The sequence below is a fragment of the Mesorhizobium sp. DCY119 genome (assembly GCF_003590645.1).
Taxonomy (GTDB): domain Bacteria; phylum Pseudomonadota; class Alphaproteobacteria; order Rhizobiales; family Rhizobiaceae; genus Mesorhizobium_M.
Genome location: NZ_CP031834.1, coordinates 4256463 through 4280607, shown reverse-complemented (window position 1 = coordinate 4280607; position 24145 = coordinate 4256463). Strand labels below are relative to the sequence as shown.

The window sequence follows — 24145 nt, the reverse complement described above, 5'->3', positions numbered from 1 at the left end:
AAGGCAACATGTACAGACTCGATCCAAATCCGACATTCTGGGCGAAAGTGACGGTGCGGCCGCTCGGCGGCGGCGCCAACGAGGATTTCCGCGTCAAATTCCGCGCTTTGCCGGCGAGTGAGTACAACGCATACGATCTGAACAATCCGGAGCAGACCCGCGATTTCCTCGTCGATACGTTGGAGGACGTTGAGGACATCCAGACGCTCGACGGAAAATCGTTAGCCTACAGCGACGCCATCCGCGACCAGCTTATCGACCTCTCCCATGTCCGCTTAGCGATGGTGAACGCCTATCACGCGACGTTTCGTGAGGCGCTCTCGGGAAACTGACAGCCACCGCCCGGAGCTGGGCGGCAGGCGATCTCCTCGCGGGTGCCGAGGTGCCCGGCGAGGAGGAAGAGGCGGTCGCGGATGCGCGGCGCTGGCAACTGCCGGAAGCCGAGATCGTAGCGCTCAAGGCCGCGTTGTGGCAGCCGCTTGGTGCCGGTTTCGCCGGTGTCTGGCCCGACAATCGCAAGGCGGTCGACGCCTTCCTGTTCGCTGCCAGCCAGTGGCGGACGGCGACGACGATGGTGGAAAGGCGCATGACGACACTCTGGATCGGCCTCGACTATGCGGGCATTCGCGTCGCACTCGATGCGCGCGGGATAGCGCTCGACGCCGACCTGATGACCGGCATCCAGATCATGGAGCAAGCGGCCCGTAACGCACTCAACAGGAGTACGGCCACATGACGCTGCGCCTCTCACTCGTCATCGATGGGAATGCAACTGGCGCGAAGCAGGCGGCGGGAGAGACCAAGCGCGAGATCGAGGAGCTGGGCAAGGCGGCGGATGAGACCGCCAAGAAGGTCGAGAAGGTTGGCAAGCCGATCGAGTGGAACACCGCCGAATTCGACCGTGCCCGGCTTGGCCTGAAGGAAACGGCGGACGAAGGACAACGGGCGGCGGATAATGTTTCAGCCGTCGCCGACGCCGGTGCGAAGGCCACCCCGGAACTCGGCAATCTCGGAGAAGCCGCCGGCGTCGCGACGGGGAAATTCTCCGGTCTGTCGGGCGTGCTGGTCGGCATTGCCGGCGGTCTTGCGGCCGGCATTGCCATAACGGCGATCGGGGAAGGCCTGAAGGCGGCGGCGGGTGCGGCCGGCGACCTTTTCTTCGAAATCACCTCCAACGCGCCGATGATCGAGCGCGACCTGAAAAGCCATGAGCAGTTGGTCAAGCGGATCAAGGGCGCATGGGCGGAGGCGGCGGGCGGCGCATCGTCCTACGGCCTCAATTCGGCTTCGGTGCTGCGTTTCCAGGCGCAGCAGAATGTCGGCCGCCTGGAGCGCGATCTGGATGCGGCGACCAACGACTATCGGACCGGCGCACTTCACCCCGCCGTCGACTCCCTGCACAACAACACCCGCGACCTTGGCCCGCTCGCCGAAGAAGTCCGCAAGTTCCGCCAGGAACTGCGCGAGGGCGAGGCAGATGTCATCGCCTTTCGCAATCGCATCGCCACTCTGGCCGAGGCGCTGCCGGCCGATTCACCGTCGCGAGCCTTTGCCGAGCAGTTGCTCGAACAGACCGAAGTCGCCGCAAAGCTGCAATCGGAGCTGGAGCGCGCCCGCGATCTGCTCCAGGGCCTGAAGGGTGATGCGGAAGCGGCCGCGACCGCTCTGGGCGGCAAGGCCGAAAAATACGGCGAGTTGAAGGACAGCGCCGCTACGGCCGGCGAAGCGATCGGCGGCAGCGCCGACCAGATCGAGCGGACGGAACGCGCCGCGACAACGGCCATTCCCGCGCTTGGCGAATATGACCGGCTGTTGAAGTCGATCGCCGCAGGTGGCGCCGGCCCTAACCTCGGCAATCCGAACCGTGCCGCGTTGACGCCGATCCTTGAAGGGCGGCAGTTCGCCGCCGGCGGCTGGACGGGCGACATGCCACCTGACCAGATCGCCGGCTTCGTCCATGGCCGCGAATATGTCTTCGACGCCGAAGCGACGGCGCGCATCGGCGTCGGCAATCTCGATGCGATCCGGCGCGGCGTGAAAGGCTATGCCGCCGGCGGCTATGTCGGATCGCTGCCGATGGCAGGCGCGACAGCCGGCCGAGCGGGAGCCGCCGGCGGGCTTGCCGATGAGTTCGGCGTGCTGCGCGGTTCCATGCGCCAGTTCGGCATGACGCTGTGGCAAACGAAGGATGCCGGGGCCGCACTCGGCACCGTCATCCAGTCCGTCTCGCAGCGCTTCCTTGATCTCTCCCTGGGCGCGCTCGACCAGTTGCTGCTCGGCAGCGGCAAGGCATCGGGCGCCGGCGGCGCTTTCGGCCTGATCGGCAATCTTCTCGGCATCGGCGGCACCGGCCTCAACTATTTCCCGCCGGCGCCTTCCGCTGTCGGCGTCGGGCTCTATCACGGCGGCGGCAGGGTCGGCCCGATGCCGTCGACTTCGCGCATGGTCCCGCCAAGCGTTTTCATGGACGCGCCGCGCATGCATGGCGGTGGATGGCTGAAACCGGGCGAGCGCCCGGTGATCGCGATGGACGGCGAGGAGATCGGCTGGCCGGACGATCTTTCGCGCAAGTATGGCGGCGGCGGGCAGACGGTCATCAACAATTTCCATGTCGAGACGCCGAACCCGAAGGCCTTTGGCGAAAGCCGCTCGTCGCTGGCACGCGCCGCCGGCCGGCTTGCCTCGCGCAGCGAAAGGTTCAGCTAAGCGATGGCCGCACCTTTCCTTGAGGATCAGCTCTTCCCCGTTCACGTCTCGTCCGGCACCGCCGGCGGTCCGGACTGGCCGGCTGAAATCGTCGAGCTGTCATCCGGCCACGAGGAGCGCAACACCCGCATCTCGCAGCCGCGCCGCACCTATGACGCCCGCTACGGCGTCCGGACGCAGAACGAACTCTATGAAGTGCTGGAACTCTATTATGTCGCCATGGGCCGGCTGAAGGGTTTCCGCCTCAAGGACTGGTCGGATTATCGCTCGCGCGCGCCGCATCAGGTGCCGACCCATACCGATCAGGACCTCGGCACCGGCAACGGCAGCAACCGACAATTTCAGTTGATCAAGCGCTATGCGCGCGGCGCGCATGAATTCTTCCGGCCGATTCGTAAGCCGGTCGCCGGCACGGTCAGGATCGGCTTGAACGGCGCGCAACTCTCGTCGGGCTGGTCGCTCGATGCGGCGACCGGCATCGTCACCTTCACTGCTGCGCCAGCCGCAGGTGCTTCGCTCACCTGGGGCGGCGAGTTCCATGTGCCCGTCCGCTTCGATTGCCGGCTCGACCAGATCAGCCATCGCACGGCGACGATCGGCGACATTCCCTCGATCCTGCTGAAGGAGATCAGGGTTTGAAACAAGAGGCGTCGAGCGCCGCCGGCGCGAGGGGGAAAGCATGAAGACGGTTCCTCTGGGCCTTGCAAACCTCGTCGCTTCCGGCGTTACCACGCTTTGCCGCTGCTGGCGCCTGGAGCGGCGCGACGGCATGGTGATGGGCTTCACCGATCACGACCGGATATTGACATTCGGTGGCGTCGACTACGAGCCGGAAACCGGCTTCAGCGCGTCCGAAACCGAGGCCACTTTGGGCCTTGCCGTAGACACGATGGAAGTCGCCGGCGCGGTCTCGTCGGACCGCATTACCGATGGCGATATCTCCCTTGGCCTCTGGGACGATGCCAATGTCGAGGCGTGGATCGTGGATTGGAGCAATGTCGCGAACCGCCTTATCGAACGGCGCGGCTCGATCGGCGAGGTAACGCGCGGTGATCTCGCCTATGAGGCTGAAATCCGTGGCCTGGCACACCGGCTCAACCAGGAGACCGGGCGCACCTATCAGCGCCTTTGCGACGCGGTGCTTGGCGACGGGCGCTGCAAGGTCAATCTCACCCAGGCCGCATTCTCGGGCACCGGTCAGGTGATTTCGTCGACCGACGACCGGCTGCTGTCGGTGTCGGGATTGAACGGCTTTGCTGTCAGGCTTTTCGCCAACGGTCTGTTGACCTGGACGAGCGGCGCGAACGCCGGCGCGTCGATCGAGATCAGGGGGCATTCCGCCGGCTGTCTGTCCCTTTGGCGCCGGGCAGCACTGCCGGTCGCACCCGGCGACGGATTCAAGGTCGTGGCGGGCTGCGACAAGAGCTGGGAGATGTGCCGCGCCCGCTTTTCGAACACCGCCAATTTCAGAGGATTTCCGCACATTCCGGGCGACGATTTCGCGCTCGGCGTAGCCAAACGCGACGAGGTGAATGATGGCGGCTCGTTCTTCAACTGACGCCAGCCCGATCATTGCCGAGGCGCGGCGCTGGATCGGCACGCCATACCGGCATCAGGGATCGGCGCGCGACATCGGTTGCGATTGCCTCGGCCTGGTGCGCGGCGTGTGGCGCAAGGTCTATGGCGCCGATCCCGAACTGCCGCCGCCATATTCTTCCGATTGGGCCGAAACGACAGGCGAAGAAACGCTGTTGAACGCCGCTTCAAGGCATATGAAAAAGCGCCGGAACGGCCGCTGGCAACCGGGCGACCTGCTCATATTCCGTTGGCGCGCGCACTTGCCGGCCAAGCATTGCGGGATCGTCACCGAACCGGACCGCATGATCCATGCCTATCAGGCCGCGGGCTTCGTTGCCGAGGGATCGCTGGACCCAGCATGGAAGCGGCGGATTGCCGGCGTCTTCGTGTTCCCGCCGATCGGGGAGGCGGAATAGATGGCGACTGTTGTCCTCGGTCTTGCCGGCGGGTTTCTGGCCGGCCCGGTCGGCTCGACGGCCTTCCTCGTCGGTCAGGCGATAGGCGGTCTCGTCGGCTCGTTCGCGGATCAGGCCATCGTTTCGGCGCTGACGCCGACGCAGCGGCGCCAGGGGCCGCGCCTGACGACGACCGACATCCAGACATCGACCGAAGGCAGCGTCATCAATCGCATCTATGGCAGGGCGCGCACCGCCGGCCAGGTGATCTGGGCGACACGCTTCGAGGAAGTCGTCACCAAGGAAAAGAGCGGCGGCAAGGGATTCGGCGGCGGGGCGAAGGTCGAGACCACGACATACAGCTACTACGGCAATTTCGCCGTGGGGCTTTGCCAGGGGCCGGTCGCCGGCGTCGGCCGTATCTGGGCCGATGGCAAGGAGGTCGACCAGGAGGAAATCGAGTTCCGCGTCCATACTGGAACCGAGACGCAGGCGCCGGACCCGCTCATCGAGGCCAAGGAAGGGGCGGCACCTGCCTATCGCGGCCTTTGCTACATCGTTTTCGAGCGCATGGACCTGACGAACTACGGCAACCGCCTGCCGCAGATCACGGCCGAGGTGTTCCGGCCGGTTGGCGATCTGGAGCCGATGGTCCGGGGCGTGGCGGTGATCCCCGGCAACGAGCACGGCCTCGACACCGAATACGTTCACCAGGTCGACGGGCCGAGCGAGAACCGCCACACGCTGGCCGCTTCGACGGATATAGTCGCGTCGATCGACCGCCTTCAGATGGTCTGCCCGTCGATCCGGCAGGTTATGCTTGTCGTCTCCTGGTTCGGCGACGATCTGCGCGCCGGCACCTGCAGCATCCGCCCGAAGATAGAGTCGCGCAAAAGGACGCGGCCGCATCAATGGCGCGTCAGCGCATTGACGCGCGACACCGCGACCATCGTCTCCTATGTCGACGGCAAGCCTGCCTATGGCGGCACGCCCGACGACGCCAGCGTGATCCGATGCATCCGCATGCTGAAGGCGCGCGGGCTGGACGTGATGTTTCTGCCCTTCATGATGATGGACGTGCCGCCCGGCAACAGCCTTCCGGACCCTTACAGCAACAATGCAGGCGCCAGCGGCCAGCCGGCCTTTCCATGGCGTGGGCGCATCACCTGTTCGCCGGCTGCCAGTTTTGCGGGTTCGCCCGACAAGACGGCCACCGCCGGCACGCAGGTCTCCGCCTTCGTCGGCACGGCAGCGCCCGGCCATTTCGGCGGATCGGGAACGACCGTCACCTATTCGGGGCCGGCGGAATGGAGCTATCGGCGTTTCGTGCTGCACAACGCCAAGCTCGCGCAGCTCGCCGGCGGCGTCGAGTCCTTCCTGATCGGCTCGGAAATGGTCGGCCTCTCGACGGTGCGCTCCAGCGCATCGGCCTATCCCTTCGTGACCGCGCTTGCAGCACTTGCCGGCGATGTCCGCTCGATCGTCGGCGCCGCCACCAAGATTTCCTACGCGGCCGACTGGTCGGAGTATCACAGCCACCGGCCCGGCGACGGATCGGGCGACGTGTTCTTCCATCTCGATCCGCTCTGGTCGAACGCCAATATCGACTTCATCGGCATCGACAACTATCTGCCGTTGTCGGACTGGCGCGATGGTTCCGGTCATCTGGATTTCAACCCGGCCGGGCCGGCGACGATCTACGACCAGGCGTATCTCCGCTCGAATGTCGAAGGTGGTGAACATTACGCATGGTACTATGCCAGCAAGGCGGCGCGCGACGCCCAGACCCGCGCCCCGATCGCGGACGGCGCCTACAACGAACCCTTCGTCTACCGGAACAAGGATATCCGGGGATGGTGGAGCAACGCGCATCGCAACCGGCCCGGCGGCGTGCGTAGCGGTGCCGCGACCGCCTGGACGCCGATGTCCAAGCCGATCCGCTTCACGGAGATGGGCTGCGGCGCCGTCGACAAGGGCGCGAACCAGCCGAATATCTTTCCCGACCGCATTTCGTCGGAAGGCGGCTTGCCCTGGTACTCGACCCGCGCCCGCGACGATCAGATGCAACGATCGTGGCTTCAGGCGATGATCGGCTATTACAACACGGCGGCAAACAACCCGGTTTCGTCCGTCTACGGCGGGCGCATGATAGATCTCGCCCGGTCGAACATCTGGGCGTGGGATTCGCGGCCCTGGCCGTCCTTTCCGATCAGCCGCAATTTCTGGGGCGACTGGCAGAACTGGCAATCTGGACACTGGCTTTCGGGCCGCATGGGTGCCGCACCCGCGCCCGAGACGATCCGAACCATTCTCGACGAGGCGGGTTTCGGCCTGCGGCTGATCGAACCGATCCCCGGCGTGGTCGACGGAATCACAGTCGGCAATGTGATTTCGCCGCGCTCGCTGCTCGACTCGCTTCGGCCGGCCTATCAGTTCGATGCGGTCGAAAGCGACGGCGTTATGAAATTCCTCGCCCGACACGGCCGCGCGCCGGTCGCCACCATCACGGCCGACGAGCTGGTGATAAACCCGGACAGCCCGGATGCGCCGCGGTTCCGCCGGACGCGGGCGCAGGAAACCGAGCTGCCCGATGCGATCAAGATCAAGTATGGCGACCAGGCGCGCGACGATCAGGCCGGTTCCAGCGAAGCGCGCCGCTCTTCGGGCGGGTCGCAGCGGGTCGTAGAGTTCTCGCCGCCTGTCGTCATGGCCGATACACGCGCCCGCGAAATCGCCGAGCTGGAATTGCATGCGGCATGGGTCGGCCGCGAACGCTACGCCTTCACACTGCCGCCGTCGCGCCTGGCGATCGATCCCGGCGACGTGATCGCCTTCGCGCCGTCCGGCCATCCGGTGCGAGTCGATAGCGCAGGCGAAGCGCAGGCGCGGCGGATAGAGGCATTCGAGATTGACCCGCTTGCCGGCGGCACGGTCGATTCGGAACCGAGCGCCGGTGCGATTGCGCCGGTCGTCTCCATCCTCCAGGCCGAGGCCGTGATTGCCGACACGGCCTTGCTGCGCGACGAGGACGCCCCACACGCGCCCTATGTTGCCGGCCTTATGTCGCCCTTCCGCTCCGGGGTGGCGCTGTGGCGTTCGCCGGCAGCGACCGGGTTCGAGCTGGACACCCTCATTCCGGTTCCTGGCGCGATCGGCGAGACCATCGGTGATGTCTACAGCGGCCCCACCGTGCGATGGGACCGTGTCAATTCTATCTATGTCGACCTGAAGCGCGGCACGCTGACCTCGGCGTCGGAACTTGCGGTCCTCAACGGCGCCAACGCCTTCATGATCGAGAACCAGGTCGGCGAGTGGGAAGTGCTGCAGTTCGCGACCGCAACGCCGATCGGCGGGCGCTCCTGGGTATTGACCGATCTTTTGCGCGGGCAAAGAGGCACCGAACACGCGATGCGCGATCCGGTGCCTGCGGGCGCGCGGGTGCTCGTGCTGGATCAGGCTGTCGGACAGGCATCGGTTCCGGCCAGCCTCATCGGCATGCCGCTCAACTGGCGCGTCGGTGCTGCCGATCGCGGCGTCTCCGATCCGGGCGTCAGTCAGTCGACCATCACGCTTCGCGGCCGCGGCCGCCGGCCCCTTTCGCCCGTTCACCTGCGCGCCACCCGCCAGACGAACGGCGACTTCCTGCTGAAATGGATCAGGCGAACCCGGATCGGCGGCGATAGCTGGGACGCTGCCGAGGTGCCGCTGGGCGAGGAATTCGAGCGCTACGAGATCGAAATCCTGAATGGTGCCTCGGTTGCCCGCACTGTTCTCGGTCTCGGCGCGCCGGCATGGCTCTACCGCGTTGCCGACCAGGCCGCCGATTTCGGTGGACCGATCACGTCGATTGCGTTCCGCGTCCACCAGATCAGCGCCACTTTCGGCCGCGGCATTCCGGGGACGTTTCCCTGATGGCCGTTACCCAGCTCACAACATCGTGGCTTGGCTACAACCAGACGACGGGCCGCATCGAGTTCTGGGACGGACAGCGCTATCGGCCGCTTGAAGAGGCGAGCGATTACGCGCCCGCCATTCATACCCATGGCATGGGCGATATCGTCGGCCTTGCCGACGCGCTGGATGCGAAGCTGTCCCGGTTCGGTGGCGCAATGACCGGCCCGCTTGAGGTGCCGCTCGTCGAACTCGGCGGAACCCGCCTGACCGGCGACAGCGACGATATGTATGTCTGGGCGTTCAAGGTTTGGCATCAGGGCAATGACGGCGCCGGTTCCGGCCTCGATGCCGACCAGCTCGACGGTTTCGACAGCGGCTATTTCACCAACATTCCGGCCCGGCTGGGCTATACGCCGCTGAATGCCGCCGGCGGAGCGCTGGGCGGGACGCCGCTCTCCGGAGACGGCACCAGCCTCTATGTCAACTCCGTCCGCGTGGTGACCACGGCAAACATCCCGGCAGGCATCCTGCGCGCGCAGCAGACATTCATCGCGTCCGGCACCTGGACGAAACCAACGGGAATTCGCCGCATCCTTGTCTATTGCTGGGGCGCAGGCGGTGGCGGCGGCGGTGCCCAGGGCGGAGCGTCCAACGGCGCTTGCGGCGCCGGCGGCGGTGCCGGCGGATTCGGCTGGAAGTGGATCGACGTGTCGTCGATCGCGTCGGTGGCGGTGACGATCGGCACCGGCGGTGCAGCCGGCTCCACGGCCGGCGGTACTGGTGGCACCGGCGGCACGACCACCTTCGGCTCCCATATCTCCGCGACTGGCGGCACCGGCGGGGCCGGCCAGACGGCGGGAAACTTCGGCCAGATCGTTGCCGGCGGTTCGGGCGGCTCCGCGTCGAGCGGCGACTTCAACGTGACCGGCTCACCCGGCGCGCCTGGAATCCGCCTGGACATGCAGAACGGCGCCGCCGGCCGCGGCGCGCCGGCGGCAATGCTGGCGGGCGGCGGCAACGGCTTCGCCGGCAATTCGGCCGGACAGGCCGGCTTTGCGCGCGGCGATGGCGGCGGCGGCGGCGTGGTCGCGAACTCGGCGACCGGCCGCGCCGGCGGCGCGGGTGCTACCGGCATGGTTTGGGTCTGGATGTTCGAATGAGGGTGCTATTATGACCACGACGACGAAGCTCAACTTGCCGCTGATCGCGCCGGCACAGGCGCAGAAGCACGTTCCAGTCAATGAAAGCCTGCGCAAGCTGGACACGATCGTGCAGCTTTCGGTCAAGGACCGTGACCTGACCGCTCCTCCGGGGACGCCATCCGAGGGGGACGTCTATTTACCCGCCTCTGGCGCGACCGGCGCCTGGGCTGGATGGGACCACAACATCGCGCTCTATACAGATGGCGCTTGGGTTAAGCTTGTGCCCAGACGCGGGTGGCTTTGCTGGGTCGAGGACGAAGGTGTCCTTCTGACATTCGGCACGTCCTGGGATAGCGGTCTGGCCAAAAGAGAAAGCGGCAATTTCACTCCCACGGGCAATTTCACCACGCCCGGCAACTTCGTTCCGACCTATACCGCGCAAGTGGGGCGCTACGTCTTGATCGGCGGGGTTTGTCACTATTGGCTTTATGTCGGGTTCAATTCGAATGCCTACACCACGGCTGCGGGACAATTCTATATCGGTGGATTGCCGTTTCCTGTCGTCAACGACGCTGATCTTGGGTTTGATCCCGGTTCATCACCCTTCCTGAGCATGGTGACGTTGAACGCACTCGACCGGTGGGCGGTCGCCTTTGCGAGGGCAAACACCAACCAGATATGGTTCTACAGCGTGCGTTCGGCGGCAAGCGTCGTGGCGATGGGGATCGCGAATATTCTGCCCTCGACGAACGCCATTGGTATTCGCGTGGCTGGATCATATCGCATCGCCTGAACACGGATGGCCGGCGCGTGAGCGCCGGCGGCGGGTCGATCGCCAAACCAAGCCCGCCCGACGATGACCGAAGATAACCGCCGCACCCGTTGCCCGGCCGGGCAAATGGAGTGTGGCCGACCTGCGGTTAAACTGAAATGAAGGATATCCGATGCGGCAAATGCCGAGCCTTGCTCTTCAGGATGAGCGGCGCTACCAACGAAATCGAGATCAAGTGCCGCCGCTGCGGCACGGTCAATCATTTGAGGCCAAACGAGCCCGAACCCGAGCGCCAAGAGCGACTGGAAAGGGATGTCTCGTGTGGCTCTATCTCCCCCCGGAAATGATCAACTCACAGGAATCGCGCTCTGCGCCGGCGTTGGCGGACTGGAGCTTGGCCTCCATATCGCAGAACCCGGATATCGAACTGTCTGTTTCGTCGAGCGGGAAGCCTACGCGGCGGCGACCCTCGTGGCCCGGATGGAGGACCAGGCGCTGGATCACGCGCCTGTCTGGGACGATGTTACCAGCTTCGACGGCCGACCGTGGCGCGGCAAGGTTCATCTCGTCGCTGGCGGATATCCATGCCAACCCTTCTCCTTCGCTGGCCGGCGAAAGGGTGCCGACGACCCCCGGCATCTCTGGCCGTCGATCCGCCGCATCGTCGAGGAGGTGCGGCCAGTCTGGTGTTTTTTCGAAAACGTCGAGGGCCATCTCGATCTGGGCGCCGCCGAAGTCTGCCGAGACCTTCGGGAAATGGGCTACGCGGTCAAAGCAGGCCTGTTTTCAGCGCTCGAAGCTGGCGCATCGCACCTGCGGCGGCGCCTCTTCATTGTGGCCTACGCCGACCCGGACGCTCTATGCGAACAAGGTCCAGATCGAGATGTCTTCGACGGGCCTGCGCTTCAGGGACGATCCGGACGAGACGGGCAGTCAGTTGGCGCTCGGCAAGGTCGCCAGGGCGTGGACGATGATCTACCTGATCATGAAGGCCTGCGGCGCGGGCCGGTTCGGGGCGTATCGCTTCCACTCTTCGCTCCCGCTCCATTTGAATTTGACCGTTGGGACGCGGTACTCGCCGGGCGACCTGATCTTCAACCCGAACTTCTCGGACTGGCTGATGGGATGGCCGATCGGATGGACCGCGCCCTCGCAGCCGGTAACGGAGTGGTCAGCCTGGCTGCGGCATATGCGTGGCGAACTCTCAAGGCTGCCCACCTTGAACGAAGCGACCGGCCAGTCCTTTGACCGGAGTGTGAGCGAGTCTTGAGCGAAGCCAAGACCGCGGATATGCACCGCTTCGGGCATGTCGGCGGACGCCCGAGCATACATCACAGGCCGTGCGGGCCTTGCTGCTGAAATGAGCAAGATTCAACGTTTGCTCTGACAGATATTGAACAATCGATGCAAAGTGTCGGGAATCAAAGTAGCGTCTCTTAGAAGTGTCGGGGGGCGTGATATGGACGAGATAAATATAGAGCCTTTCTTGTCTTGGGACCTTGGAGACAACGGAGGGGTGTTTCGTGCCAAGACAGCAGATGAGTTGCTGTCTTTTGTGGACGAAGAGACAGAGTTTTGGGAGTGGATTTATGAAGAGCCGAACGCGTCCCGGTCCGGGACAGATGTTCCAAATATCACTCGCAGCTCGCTGAAAACTCTTAGAGCGCATGTCGTTGGCGTTCAGGATGGGTCGGTCAGTCGGGAGGCCTTTGTCGCTCATGTCGAGCAGCTCTACGCTCCGACGTCTGGTAGCCGGCAGATTCTTCACAGCTCGACGGAGGATGCGAGTTTTATTAGAAATACTCGGGAGGCTTTGGGCGATACCGCCGCAACGGTAGCGCTGGCCATAATCTTAAAACGTTCGATCAATGCCAATGATCCCGAACATCTGTTGGCCGCAACTGCCGTTGGCACCTATCGACTTGGCATAAATAGGCGCACCCCTTACGCGGCGAAGAGTGCAATGGATGCGGTCAGCAAGCGCTTCCGGGCGCAGGCGGAAACCGACCATCAAAACTACAACGAACTTGCCGCATCGACGGCAGCGTTGCTTGGTCAGGCGCAGAAACGGCAGACGGTCCTCACCCGTTGGGCGGCTTCACGACGAAGAGTGCAAAAGTCGAAGGCCGTATCGGACATTTCAACGGCAATCTCGGACCTTAAGGCTGTCGAGGCGGCTTATCGCGAACAAATGGCTTTGAAGGCTCCGGTCGAATACTGGAGCAACAAAGCGTCAAAGCATGAAGGAAAGGCAAAAGGGCTCCAAACTATCGTCACCTATTATGCAGTCCTGGCGACGTTGGCGTTGCTGGTTGCGTTGTCGGTGCTCGCGTGTGTGGCTTTCGAGTTCGCTGAGCCAGTTATGCACAATAATGAGGTCGTTCAACGGCCAGCAGCTGTATTCCTGATACTGACAACAATTGGCGTAGTGGTATCGACCGTCGCCTTCTGGGCTGGAAGGGTCTTGGTCCGGCTCTACCTCAGCGAGCTTCATTTGGGAATGGATGCTCGCGAAAGGGAGACGATGGTGATGACATACCTCGCTCTCATCGCGGAGAAGGCAACCGAGGGCACGGACGACCGTCATATCGTTCTCAGTTCTCTATTCCGCCCTACTGCGGACGGGATTGTGAAAGAGGACGCCGCACCGGACCTGTCCATATCGGGGAATATTGCAAAGCTCATCGACCAGCGCAGATAGTGAATATGGTACGGCGGAGATCCAAAGAGGGTTCTTTGTGGCGGCTCTAAGCGATTCGATTTTATCTGATCGTAACCGCCTCCAGGTCGGAATCACCCTATTGAGCATTGCTTTGGTCGGTGCGTTGGCTTCGCCAGCGGCGGCCTTCGAGCTATGTTCGAGTTCAAAGCGGCACACTTGCGTCGTTGATGGCGATACCGTCTGGATTCAAGGCGAAAAGATCAGGCTGGCGGACATCGACACGCCCGAAACGGAAGCACGGTGCGAACGGGAGCGCGTGGGTGCGGCCGCTGCCGCCGACCGCCTGGCCGAGTTGCTCGGCCCAGGCGCATTCGAGATCAAGCGAGGCGATCCGCTCGACGGCAGGCTTGTCGACCGGCACGGTCGCACGCTGGCGGTGATTGAGATCGATGGTGTCAGCGTCGGCGCGATGCTGGTCGAGGAAGGTCTTGCGCGGCAGTGGACAGGTCGTCGTCAGAGCTGGTGCGATTGAGTGATTTGTTCCTTCCAAGAAGACGTTTATGGGCACAGTGGATAGAGAATTCGACGCGCGAACTAGGGGGCAGCATGAGTGACGGAGCATCTTTGGAGCCAAAAAAAGCTAATGACGCCAAGGGCAGTCCTTGGGTACTGATCGCGTCAGGTCTCACCGTCGCCTACGCCTTGGCTTTGTGGTTCCTAACGGCTCGAGCGAGACCATGCGCAACTGAAAATGGTAACGTCCTCGAACGTACCTTCAACTGCCTCTCAGCGAATGAGTTGGGCGATTACCTGGCAGGTGCCTTCGCACCTGTTGCTTTTATCTGGCTCGTAGCCGCAGTTTTGGTCCAGGCAGCGGAATTGCGCGAACAGCGGCGTGAACTCGCGCTGACACGCAAAGAATTTGAGTTAAATCGCAATGTTGCGGAGGCCCAAGTATCCGAGGCGCGGAAACAGGCCGAACATATCTTCGCTCAAACAGAAATCATGAAGTCAGAATGGATTGAACGCCAAACCGAAATTGTCGAGGCCGATTTTCAGCGGCTTCTTGATACCTTGGAAGACGTAATTAGGGGTAGCGCGGGAGCCATTAAAGCCAAGCTATCGGACGGTTCCATCCGTAGTGGGAGCCAGGAGTTTGGATCAGATCGCGAGCGGAACATCCAAGAGCACCGCAAGAAACTAGTAGTTTGGTTGCATGCCCTTAAGCTCGAAGCCCTTCCGGAGGGACTCGAGATCATCTCTGTACCGTTCGCCCTCTCGTCGCGGCTTCAAGACGAGTTAGAGGTACTCGACGCACTTCTGGAAACAGTGGCAAAGGCCTCAGAAAGGGTCAAGCTTGACGCGCGGCTGCTTGGGCTCGAGCACCTAAAGGGCTTGGTATCGAGCGCAAAAGACCTCGTAACGTCCTTCGAATCCAAAGCTGAGACCGATATTGGATAATCGGAGCTGCGTTTCGGTCGATGAATCGATGCCAACTGAAGTTGCGCAAACTCGCCAACTGAAGTTGCGCGCTACACGTGGCGCGCAGCATCGTTCGGCAGCGTTACGCAACTTCCGTTGGCATCGATTCCAGATCGTGGACTATGCTGCAAAGCTACGGTTGCCGGCTACCATAGTAGGTGCCGCCATCGCCCCGGAAATGGGCGGTCCTTGGGGATATCAGGAGAGTGTCTGCCAATATCGACCGGCATTCTGCGAGAAGTGAGCCGTTCTAGCCGCCATATTTCGGCGCTGAGGCCAGTGCCGCGTTGAGGTGTTCGTTCATCAGTGTTGCGGCTCTGGCCCGGTCTTCGGATGCGATTGCGTCGATGATCATGACATGCTCGCGGCACCAGTCGCGCACGCGCCTTCGATTGGTGTAGCCGCCGAATTCGAGAAGCCTGCGCAGTCTGTTCTGTTGCTGGATGGCCTGCTGGAAGAACACGTTGCCGCTGAATTCCGCAATCATCTCATGGAACTGGGCATCGGTGTCGAACAGCTGGCGTGGGTCGAGCGCGCTGATGTCCGGATGCGCTTCCAGATAGAGATGATGCATGCGCGAGCGCTCAAGTGCTGCCGCATCCGACCGGAAAGTCTCGAGCATGATGCCCGCCGGCTCGATCGTCCTGCGGAAATTATAGCTGTTTCGAAGCGCCATCTGCGTGTCGAGCGTGGGCAGGAACGTCCAGCCCCTGCCGCTGCTTCTGGCCAAAAGGCCATCGCTTACGAGATGGGTCAGGGTTCTGAGCAGCAGCGTTCTGTCGACGTCGTAGCGCTGGAGAATCTGGGTCTGGGTGAATGTCTCTGACAGGCGGCCTGAAAGCCGGTCCTCGACGATTCTTGTATAGAGATCCTGGTCGGCCGTTGTCGGTACCTCGACCTCGAGCCGGTGCAATTCTTCCGGGCGGGCGGTCAGCAGAAATCCGTGGTTCTTCTTGGCTTCGACAATGCCGCGTTCCGCCAGCAGGGAGAGAGCTGCGCGCACCGGTGTGCGCGAAACGCCGAGCATGTCGCCCAATTGCTGCTCGCGCAGGCGATGTCCGGGTTCGAAACGGGCGTCCCGCGCAATTTCCAGAATCTGATTTGCCAGACGGTAGCGATTCTGGCGCGGACTGCTGACCATGCGTGCTCACTTTCGTATTTTCTACCGTATATTCATACAATGATTTCCGTCAATCGTACAAGAAGGTGCGGTGTGAAAGCTGTACGCCTTGCCAAAAAAACAAACAGTGACGGTCGATAAGCCTCGAGATTTCTCGAATTTTGCCTGTGTTTTTTGCAGTTTATGCCGTGATAGCTCGTTTATCGAGCAGATTGTGGGCTGGCTTCGCCTGACCGATTTCCGCTTGACTTCCATTTTTTCAAGATTGTATGTTTGTTCTCAAAAAGAGCAATAACTTATCCAGAGAAAGGGAACTGACATGTTTAGATATTTGCTGGCCGCAGCTATCCTGCCGCTTTTCGCAACCGCCCCGACCATCGCTGCAGAGCTTCCGAAAGAGGGTCTCGTGGAGGCTGGCGCCGTCAACTATGGCGTCGCTGCTACTTTCGCCCCATTCGAATTCCAGAAGGATGGACAATTGACGGGCTTCGACATTGACCTGATCGGCGCGCTTGCCAAGAAACTCGGCGCCGAAGCCAAGGCATCGAATATGGAGTTCAAGGGCCTGATACCGGCGCTGAGCGGAGGGCGGATCGATATCATCAATTCCGCGATGTACATCAACCCGCAGCGCTCCGAGCAGGTCGACTTCGTTCCCTATTTGAAGATCGGCAACCAGGTCATCGTTCAGAAGGGCAACCCGTCGAAGGTCACCGGCCGCGACGACTCGCTTTGCGGCAAGACGATCTCGGTGACGCTGGGCGGCATCCAGGAAAGCCAGGCGCGCGCTGATGACAAGCGTTGCACCGACAAGGGGCTGGACGGCATCAAGGTTCTGACGATGCCGACCGCGCAGGATTCGGCACTGACGCTTCGCCAGGGCCGCGCCGATGCGACCTTCGACTCGACACCGGGCGCTGTTGTGCTGCTGGGTGCCTTGCCCGACGTCTATGAGACGGTCGGCGAGGAATTCGAAGCAAACACCAATATCGGCATTGCGACCCGCAAGGGCGACACGCAGATGCAGGAATCGCTGAAAGCAGCGCTCGCGGAAATCGTCGCGGACGGCACCTACAAGAGCCTGATCGAGAAATGGAAGCTGCCCGCAACGGTTTCCATCTTCAACTGATCCAACACCAGACAAAGAAAAAGGAGCGCGAATGTCACTCGAACTCGTCTTCGAATATCTGTTTTCGCGCACCTTCTTCGATGGTGCGGTGCTCACGCTTTTGATCACCATAACATCGCTGTTCTTTGGCGTGCTCGCAGGGCTGGTCGTGGCCCTGCTGCAGGAAACGAAAATCCGCAGTCTGCAGGTGGTGACGCTTGTCTACCTCTGGCTGTTCCGTGGAACGCCGGTGCTGTTCCAGATCATCTTCATCTACAATGTCTTGCCGACCTTCGGCATCCGCCTTTCCGCCTTCCTCAGCGCGGTGATCGCTCTCTCGTTGAACGAGGGCGCCTACATGGCTGAAATCCTGCGCTCCGGCCTTCAGGCGGTGAAGACCGGCCAACGCACGGCCGGTCTCGCTCTCGGCATGACGAAGGCGAAGGTCATGCGTTACATCGTGATACCGCAGGCCGCCCGCATCGTGCTTCCGCCGATGGGCAACCAGATGATCGGCATGCTCAAGACGAGCGCGCTTGTATCGGTCATCGCGGTTGAGGAATTGCTGCTCGTTGCCAACCAGACCGCGAGCGCCAGCTTCCGCTACTTCGAAGCGCTGACGGCCGCGGGCATCTACTATCTCGCTCTGACGACGATCTTCATGGCCGGACAGTTCCTTCTGGAACGTTCGCTCGACCCGAAGCGTGGGCGCCGCAAGGCTGCGCCGGCCCCGCTCATCGAGCGCCTTACCCACATGACCGAAACTGCCGAGACCCGGTGAAGGATCAAGATATGCGCTCGCAAGATCATCAGCCGCTTCTGGACATCATCAATATCGACAAGAGCTTCGGCGCTTTGAAAATTCTCAAAGGCTGCAGCTTGAAGGTCAACCGCAAGGAAACGGTCGTCGTCATCGGCCCATCCGGATCGGGCAAGTCGACATTGCTGCGTTGCCTGAACCTTCTCGAGCCGGCAGACAGCGGCGCCATTCTTTTCGACGGCAAGGATATTGCCGGCAATCTCCGCGACGCACCGGCCGTGCGTCGTGAAATCGGCATGGTCTTCCAGAATTTCGAGCTGTTCCAGCACCTGTCGGCGGCGGAAAACATCATGCTGGCGCCGATGAAAGTGTCGGGCCTCAGCAGGTCGGACGCCCATGATCTGGCCACCGACCTTCTGCGCAAGGTTCACATCCCCGAAAAGGCGGACTTCTTCCCGGACGAGCTTTCCGGCGGCCAGCAGCAGCGTGTTGCGATTGCCAGGGCGCTGGCGATGAAGCCGAAGCTCATGCTCTACGACGAGCCGACCTCGGCGCTTGATCCCGAGATGATCCGCGAGGTTCTCGACGTCATGGCCGAGCTCAGCAGCGACGGCATGACCAGCATCGTGGTGACGCACGAAATGGGTTTCGCCAAGCGCGCGGCCGACCAGATCGTCTTCATGGAAAGCGGCCAGATCATCGAGAATGCCACCAGCGAGGATTTCTTCAGCGGCACGGTCAATGAGCGTGCGCAGCGTTTCCTCGATCAGATCCTGCATTAGACCACAGCCCGGAACCAACACATGTCCATCGCACCAGATGCCGCTCGGATGAAGCGTGAGCTCGCCGAACTGATTGCCATTCGCACCGAAAACCCTCCGGGCAACGAGGCCGAGGCCGCAGTCTATGTGCGCAATCTGCTCGAGGCCGAAGGGTTCGCAACGGTATCGACCGAATACAAGCCGGGCCGCTTCAACATCGAGGCAAAGCTCGAAAACGGCCCGGGCCCGGTCTTTGCCTTCAACACACATATGGACACGGTTCCGGCAGGCGAGGGGTGGTCGTCCGATCCTTTCGTGGTTCGCGAAGCCGATGGCAAACTGTTCGGTCGCGGCGCTTGCGACTGCAAGGGCCCGCTCATCTCGATGATCGAGGCGATGCGGATGCTGGCGCAGGACCGTTCGTCCTGGTCGGGCACGCTGCTGGGCGTTTTCGTCGGTGACGAGGAAATCGCCAGCGAGGGTGCGAAGTTCTATGCCGCCTCAAAGCCGAAGATCGATTTTGCCGTCGTCGGCGAGCCGACCTCCAACGCGACGTTTTCGGCGCATAAGGGAAGCCTGCGGCCGGTGGTGCGCATTCACGGCATCACCGCCCATTCGGGCACGCCGCATCTCGGCGAGAACGCGATCTACCGGGCTGCTCAGTTTCTGACCATCGTCGAGGCGTATCACGAAGACTATGTGCGGCATCAGTCGCATCCGCTGGTCGGCAATGCCAGCCTGACGGTTACACGCATCAATGGCGGCCATGCCGACAATGTGTTGCCCGGCGCCTGCGACATGCTGCTCGACCGCCGCATGGTTCCAGGCGAGGAAGAAGAAGCCGTCCAGAAGGAATTCGCGCTGCTTCTCGAACGCGCCCACACGAAGTTCGGTATCCGCGCCGAGATCATCGACTACAAGGCGACCACCGGCCCGGCGACGCAGACCGATGAAAACACTTCGATCGTGCAGGCGAGCCTTGCTGCCTGCCGCGCGCACGGCACGGCGGAGCCCGGCCCGTTCGGGTTCCAGGGCGGTTGCGACCTCGTGCATTTCCGGTCGGTAGGAGCGCAGGGAACGGTTATCGGACCGGGAAGCCTTTCGGTTGCGCACAAGCCCGACGAATTCGTGCCCGTGGACGAGTTCATAACGTCGAGCCTGATTTACAGGGACGTCGCAAAAGCGATGCTCAAGGCATAGGACATGCGCGCCTCACTCCATCGCGCGATGTTGCATTATGGCGGCGGCCTGATGCTGCACACGGCATCGTCGGGGCCGGTGTCTGGTCTCGACGCGCTGTATCTGCATCTGGATGATGGCGACGTGGCCGGCACCGGCGAAGTGCGCATCAACATCGGCTATCTCAACGGCCTTTCGGAAGAAGCCGTCGAGCAGGAAGCGCTCACGTTCTTCGAGACCATAGATTGGTCGAGGCAGCCGGACGCACTGCTTGCCGCTGCTACGATCTTGGAAGGTGTGAGCGCTCCGGTGCGGATGCTGCTGGATGGAGCGTTGCACGATCTCGTTTCCCGGCACGCAGGTTTGCCGCTGGCGCATTGGCTGGGCGGCGATGCGGCCCGCCCGGTAAGTCATGCGACCAACCAGACGCTTTTCATCTCGTCGTTGGAGCGTTTCCTGGAACAGGCGGACGCCTATGTCGCGCGCGGCTTTCGCGATCTGAAGGTGCGCGTCGGCTCCAGCGGCTTTTCCGAAGATATGGCCCGGCTCGAAAGCCTGCGTGCCCGTTTTGGGTCGAAGATCAAGCTCGCCATCGACGCCAACGGCGCGTGGACGTTCGAAGAGGCCTTGGAAAACCTGTCGGCACTTGCGCCGATCGGCCTTGCCTATGTGGAACAGCCGATCGCTGCCGGCAGCTGGGCGGCACTTTCCGAACTCGCCGACAAGAGCGCCATACCTTTGATGCTCGACGAAAGTGTCGCCGGCCAATCCGACGTGGACGCGATCATCGTGGCGGGCGGAAAGCTTTGGGCGCATCTCAAGCTGGTGAAGATGGGTGGCATCGCCCCCACGATGAACGCCGCGACACGGCTTCGCGAGGCGGGCATCCCCTTCATGATCGGGCAGATGAACGAGGGCGGTCTGGCGACGGCGGCCGCCTTGCACGTCGCTTGTGCGGCCCAGCCGCAGTTTGCCGAGCTCTATGGCGCGGACGGCATCGAGAACGATCCGGCGCCGGGTCTCGCATATGAAAACGGATCCGTCAGCGGCACGCAGTCTCCGGGTCTGGGATTGGAATTCGGCGCGTCGAAAACGCGTCTCATCAGGGAGTTTGGACAGTGAAGAACATCGGCGTTCAGCAGGGACAGGAATCCGCCTTTCCCAGGCAAGAGTATGAAGCACGCCAGGCCCGCGCGCGCCAGAATCTGGTCGAGGCCGGCATCGATGCGCTGGTGGTGACGGGGCCGGAGAACATCTTCTACCTGACCGGCCAGCAGACGCCCGGCTACTACACGTTCCAGGCGCTGGTCCTTCCGGCCGAAGGCGATCCGGTATTCGTGATCCGTCAGCTCGAATATTTCAACTTCATCGCCAACACCTTCATTTCGGACGCCGAGGTCTATCAGGACGGCGATGAGCCGGTCGGTTTCCTCGTCGCGCTTATAGAGAAGCGTGGGCTCGCTTCAAAGCGCGTCGCGATAGACAAGCGCGGCTGGTTCCTTCCGATTGCCGTCTACGAGACACTGCAGGCACGCCTCGGAACCATCCACGACGGTGCTGGCGTTATCGAAAAGCTTCGCGCCATCAAATCTCCGTTGGAAGTCGAGAAGCTCGAAAAGGCCGCCGGCTATGTCGATGCCGGCATGAAGGCCGGCCTGGCGACAGTGCGCGCGGGCGCGACGGAAAACGATCTCGTCGCCTCGATGATGCAGGCGGCGATTGCCGCCGGCTCCGAATATATGGGCATGGAGCCGCTGGTTTCCTCGGGGCCACGCACCGGCGTTCCGCACGGCACATGGCGTCGCCGCAAGATCGAGGACGGCGATCCCGCCTTCCTCGAAATGGCAGCCTGCCACGATCGCTATCATGCGGCCCTTATGCGCTCGGCCTGGGTCGGCAAGCCGCCGCGTGAAGCAATCGACATGATGAAGACCTGCCAGGAAGCGCTGCAGGTGGCGCTGGATGCCATCCGCCCGGGCGTCGCCTGCGAAGTCCCGCACATCGCCTGCCAGAAGGTCATCGACGCTGCCGGCTACACCGACAATTTCCGCAAGCGACTGGGCTACAGCGTCGGCATCTCGTTTGCGCCGGACTGGGGCGAGGGCGCAATTCTCAGCCTCAATGCAGGCGTGAAGACCGAATTGCAGCCGGGCATGACGTTCCACCTGCCGCCGGCGCTGCGCATCTACGGCCGCTTCACCGTTGGCGTCAGCGAAACCATCGTCGTTACCGAAACCGGATACCGCGCACTCGGCACGATCGGGCGCGAGCTTCTGGAAATCTAGGGTCAAGGAAACAGGAATAAGAACATGAAAGACATCAGCGAGACGCGTGCCCGGCTGAAGGGCATCTTCAACATCACGGTCACGCCGTTCACCGCAAATGGCGATATCGACAAGGCCGGCTTCGCACGCAGCATCGAGCGCGTCATCGGGCTCGGCTATGACGGCATCCTGATCGGCGGCACCTATGGCGAGTTTCCGGCGATGTCGACGGAGGAGCGGGCTGACCTGTTTCGGCATGCCATGAACGTCGCGGGAGACCGTGTTCCGGTGATGCTGTGCAGCGCGCATTCGGATATCCGCGTCGTGAATGACCTGACACGCCTCGCAGGCGAGCTCGGCGGCCTGCCGATGGTCACACCGCCATACGTCTCCGAAGTCACCGACGGCCAGATCGTGTCGTTCTTCCGTGATATGGCGCCGCTGTCGAAGACCGGCATTCTTGTCTACAATGCGCCGGGCATCGGCATCACGCTTTCGCCGTCCATTCTCGAGCAGCTTGCCGACATCGACAATGTCGCGGGCGTCAAGCAGGGTGATCTCACCCCCACCGCAATCGACCAGATCGCCAATCGGATCGGCGGTCGCATCCGCCTGTTCTGTGCGTCGGATCTCGCTTTCCTCGGGCCGATGATGGCAGGTTTCGACGGCATCAGCTCGACCAACAGCTGCGCGCTGCCGGAGCTCATTCTCGACACCTATCGTGCTTTGGAACAGGGCGATGCGGCCACCGCGCGCGACCTGCACCGCATCTGGTACTCGTTCCGCGCACTGGCGCGCAAGCACGGTCAGCCGCAGACGACCAAGGCTGCGATGAACCTTCGCGGGTTCGACGGCGGTTCGGTGCGGGCGCCTCTGCGCAATCTGGAAAAGCCGGTGATCGAAGAGATCGCCAAGGTTCTGGAGACGCTGCGCGGCGATACGCGCACGCAGGTTACGCTCGCAGCCTAAGGCGAAAAACTCCCAACAAAAAACCCCGGCTACATCGCTGTAGCCGGGGTTTTTTGTGCGCCTGGTTTCAGGCGGCGTTGCGTCCGTGCAGTTTTGCGCAGGCATTGACGATACGGTCGCAGGCCGTACGCAAAGTCTCCGTGTCGACGGCATAGGCAATGCGAACATGCCCCGGCGCGCCGAAAGCCGAGCCATGGACCACGCCAACATGCGCGGTTTCTAGAAGGTAGGAGGCGAACTCCAGATCGGAACTTATCACACGCCCGTCCGGACGCGCGGTGCCGAGCAGCTTGGAGCAGTCGGCAAAGACGTAGAACGCACCTTCAGGCGTGTCCGCGTGCAGTCCGTCGATCTTGCCCAGGGCCGCAAGAACGATGTCGCGCCGTTCGCGCAAGGTTTCGATCCAGTCCGCCATGAAGCCGATCCCGCCATCCAGTGCCGCGATCGCCGCGCGCTGGCTGATCGAGCTCGGATTGGAGGTGCTCTGGGATTGCAGAACCTGCATCGCCTCGATCAGCCAGGCCGGACCTGCGGCATAGCCCAGGCGCCATCCTGTCATCGAGTATCCCTTCGACAGCCCATTGACCGTCAGCACGCGCGCTTTCAAAGCGGGTTCGATTGCGGCGGGCGTGGCGAATTCGCCTTCGAAACGCACATGTTCGTAGATGTCGTCGGCCATTATGAGAACGCCATCGTGGCCTAGCAGAACGTCGGTCAGCGCCTTCATTTCAGCGTAGCTGTATACCGCACCCGTCGGGTTGTTCGGTGAGTTGAGGATGACCCATTTCGTCTGCGGGGTCAGTGCCGCCGACAGCGCCGCCGGGGTGATTTTCCAGGCTTCCTCTGCAGAGCATTGGACGATAACCGGCTCGCCGCCTGCGAGCCGGATCATGTCCGGATAGGAAACCCAGTAAGGAGCAGGCACGATCACTTCGTCGCCGGACGCGAGCGTTGCCAGAAGCGCGTTGAAGATGAGCTGCTTGGCGCCGGCGCCCGCGATTATCTCGGAGGGTTCATAGGAGAGGCTGTTTTCACGCGCGAACTTGCGCTGGATCGCAGCTTTCAACTCGGCGGTGCCAGCCACGGCAGTATACTTCGTGTCGCCGTCGCGGATCGCTGCGACGCCCGCTTCGCAGATCGCCTCGGGCGTCGCGAAATCGAGCTCGCCTTCGCCGAGATTGATGACGGAATGGCCTGCTGCCGTGAGCGCGCGAACCTTGTTGGAAATTTCAGCGGTCGGTGAGGCACCGACGAGTTTCATGCGGGGAGCAAGCGATGGATGCACGGTCAGATTCCTTGTGGCGATTTCTTTACATTGTATAATTGTTTTTATATTGTGCAATCTGCGATCGG

The 24145-nt window shown here is 62.4% G+C and carries 23 protein-coding genes; 20 read left to right on the top strand and 3 right to left on the bottom strand.

Annotation, left to right across the window (positions count from 1 at the left end; all coding sequences use genetic code 11):
- Positions 1-8: 8 nt before the first annotated feature.
- From DZG07_RS20780 to DZG07_RS20740, 9 genes are read left to right on the top strand one after another with little or no spacing between them, the layout of a single operon-like run.
- Entirely contained in the window at positions 9-332 is a 324-nt protein-coding gene (locus DZG07_RS20780) for a hypothetical protein (RefSeq protein ID WP_119820379.1), read from the top strand.
- 50 nt (positions 333-382) lie between these two features.
- On the top strand, positions 383-736 hold the full coding sequence (locus tag DZG07_RS20775) for a DUF1799 domain-containing protein (RefSeq protein WP_162931680.1): 354 nt from the start codon (positions 383-385) through the stop codon (positions 734-736).
- Complete coding sequence (locus DZG07_RS20770) at positions 733-2706, top strand: hypothetical protein (RefSeq protein WP_119820373.1); 1974 nt, start codon at positions 733-735, stop codon at positions 2704-2706. The genes DZG07_RS20775 and DZG07_RS20770 overlap by 4 nt, the downstream gene beginning before the upstream one ends.
- A 3-nt stretch (positions 2707-2709) precedes the next feature.
- Complete coding sequence (locus DZG07_RS20765; RefSeq protein ID WP_119820370.1) at positions 2710-3345, top strand: DUF2460 domain-containing protein; 636 nt, start codon at positions 2710-2712, stop codon at positions 3343-3345.
- Positions 3346-3385: 40 nt separating this feature from the next.
- A complete protein-coding gene (locus DZG07_RS20760) occupies positions 3386-4264 on the top strand; it encodes a DUF2163 domain-containing protein (RefSeq protein ID WP_119820367.1) in 879 nt (292 codons plus the stop codon).
- Positions 4239-4700, top strand: coding sequence for an NlpC/P60 family protein (locus tag DZG07_RS20755; RefSeq protein WP_245429544.1), 462 nt, complete (start codon positions 4239-4241; stop codon positions 4698-4700). Before DZG07_RS20760 ends, DZG07_RS20755 begins: the two co-directional genes overlap by 26 nt.
- Complete coding sequence (locus tag DZG07_RS20750) at positions 4701-8591, top strand: glycoside hydrolase/phage tail family protein (RefSeq protein ID WP_119820364.1); 3891 nt, start codon at positions 4701-4703, stop codon at positions 8589-8591.
- Positions 8591-9733 carry a hypothetical protein gene (locus DZG07_RS20745; RefSeq protein WP_119820362.1) on the top strand — a complete coding sequence of 381 codons (1143 nt, stop codon included), beginning with the start codon at positions 8591-8593 and terminating at the stop codon, positions 9731-9733. The genes DZG07_RS20750 and DZG07_RS20745 overlap by 1 nt, the downstream gene beginning before the upstream one ends.
- A gap of 10 nt (positions 9734-9743) precedes the next feature.
- Positions 9744-10508 (top strand): DUF2793 domain-containing protein, encoded by a 765-nt coding sequence (locus DZG07_RS20740; protein WP_197716889.1) that lies wholly within the window; start codon positions 9744-9746, stop codon positions 10506-10508.
- A 306-nt stretch (positions 10509-10814) separates the two neighbouring features.
- Here DZG07_RS20740 and DZG07_RS24300 read toward each other — a convergent pair whose 3' ends face one another.
- Positions 10815-11201, bottom strand: a complete 387-nt coding sequence (locus DZG07_RS24300; RefSeq protein WP_245429543.1) for a hypothetical protein — start codon at positions 11199-11201, stop codon at positions 10815-10817.
- Between the two features lie 118 nt (positions 11202-11319).
- On the opposite strand from DZG07_RS24300, the gene DZG07_RS24295 reads away from it, so the two are divergent.
- The 4 genes from DZG07_RS24295 (at position 11320) to DZG07_RS20715 (ending at position 14610) form a co-directional block, all read left to right on the top strand.
- Positions 11320-11757 (top strand): hypothetical protein, encoded by a 438-nt coding sequence (locus DZG07_RS24295; protein ID WP_245429542.1) that lies wholly within the window; start codon positions 11320-11322, stop codon positions 11755-11757.
- 189 nt (positions 11758-11946) lie between these two features.
- Positions 11947-13188, top strand: a complete 1242-nt coding sequence (locus tag DZG07_RS20725; protein WP_119820353.1) for a DUF6161 domain-containing protein — start codon at positions 11947-11949, stop codon at positions 13186-13188.
- 37 nt (positions 13189-13225) lie between these two features.
- Complete coding sequence (locus DZG07_RS24440; protein WP_348626399.1) at positions 13226-13681, top strand: thermonuclease family protein; 456 nt, start codon at positions 13226-13228, stop codon at positions 13679-13681.
- Positions 13682-13755: 74 nt separating this feature from the next.
- The gene (locus DZG07_RS20715) at positions 13756-14610 is read left to right on the top strand and encodes a hypothetical protein (protein ID WP_119820350.1); all 855 of its coding nucleotides are present in this window, start codon (positions 13756-13758) and stop codon (positions 14608-14610) included.
- A gap of 271 nt (positions 14611-14881) precedes the next feature.
- Here DZG07_RS20715 and DZG07_RS20710 read toward each other — a convergent pair whose 3' ends face one another.
- Positions 14882-15772: a GntR family transcriptional regulator gene (locus DZG07_RS20710; RefSeq protein ID WP_091914210.1), complete on the bottom strand. Its 891-nt coding sequence runs from the start codon at positions 15770-15772 to the stop codon at positions 14882-14884.
- Positions 15773-16070: 298 nt separating this feature from the next.
- Between DZG07_RS20710 and DZG07_RS20705 the strand changes: the two genes are divergently transcribed.
- Genes DZG07_RS20705 through DZG07_RS20675 form a run of 7 tightly spaced genes read left to right on the top strand, consistent with a single transcriptional unit; the run spans position 16071 to position 22792 of the window.
- Entirely contained in the window at positions 16071-16880 is an 810-nt protein-coding gene (locus tag DZG07_RS20705) for an ABC transporter substrate-binding protein (protein ID WP_091914212.1), read from the top strand.
- A gap of 31 nt (positions 16881-16911) precedes the next feature.
- A complete protein-coding gene (locus tag DZG07_RS20700; RefSeq protein WP_091914214.1) occupies positions 16912-17640 on the top strand; it encodes an amino acid ABC transporter permease in 729 nt (242 codons plus the stop codon).
- An 11-nt stretch (positions 17641-17651) separates the two neighbouring features.
- Positions 17652-18401 (top strand): amino acid ABC transporter ATP-binding protein, encoded by a 750-nt coding sequence (locus DZG07_RS20695; RefSeq protein ID WP_162931679.1) that lies wholly within the window; start codon positions 17652-17654, stop codon positions 18399-18401.
- 21 nt (positions 18402-18422) lie between these two features.
- On the top strand, positions 18423-19580 hold the full coding sequence (locus tag DZG07_RS20690; protein ID WP_119820344.1) for a M20 family metallopeptidase: 1158 nt from the start codon (positions 18423-18425) through the stop codon (positions 19578-19580).
- Between the two features lie 3 nt (positions 19581-19583).
- Entirely contained in the window at positions 19584-20681 is a 1098-nt protein-coding gene (locus DZG07_RS20685; RefSeq protein WP_119820342.1) for an enolase C-terminal domain-like protein, read from the top strand.
- Complete coding sequence (locus DZG07_RS20680; RefSeq protein WP_119820339.1) at positions 20678-21844, top strand: Xaa-Pro peptidase family protein; 1167 nt, start codon at positions 20678-20680, stop codon at positions 21842-21844. The genes DZG07_RS20685 and DZG07_RS20680 overlap by 4 nt, the downstream gene beginning before the upstream one ends.
- A 24-nt stretch (positions 21845-21868) precedes the next feature.
- Positions 21869-22792 (top strand): dihydrodipicolinate synthase family protein, encoded by a 924-nt coding sequence (locus DZG07_RS20675; RefSeq protein WP_119820336.1) that lies wholly within the window; start codon positions 21869-21871, stop codon positions 22790-22792.
- A 67-nt stretch (positions 22793-22859) separates the two neighbouring features.
- Here DZG07_RS20675 and DZG07_RS20670 read toward each other — a convergent pair whose 3' ends face one another.
- Entirely contained in the window at positions 22860-24077 is a 1218-nt protein-coding gene (locus DZG07_RS20670; protein ID WP_245429541.1) for a pyridoxal phosphate-dependent aminotransferase, read from the bottom strand.
- Between the last annotated feature and the right edge of the window lie 68 nt (positions 24078-24145).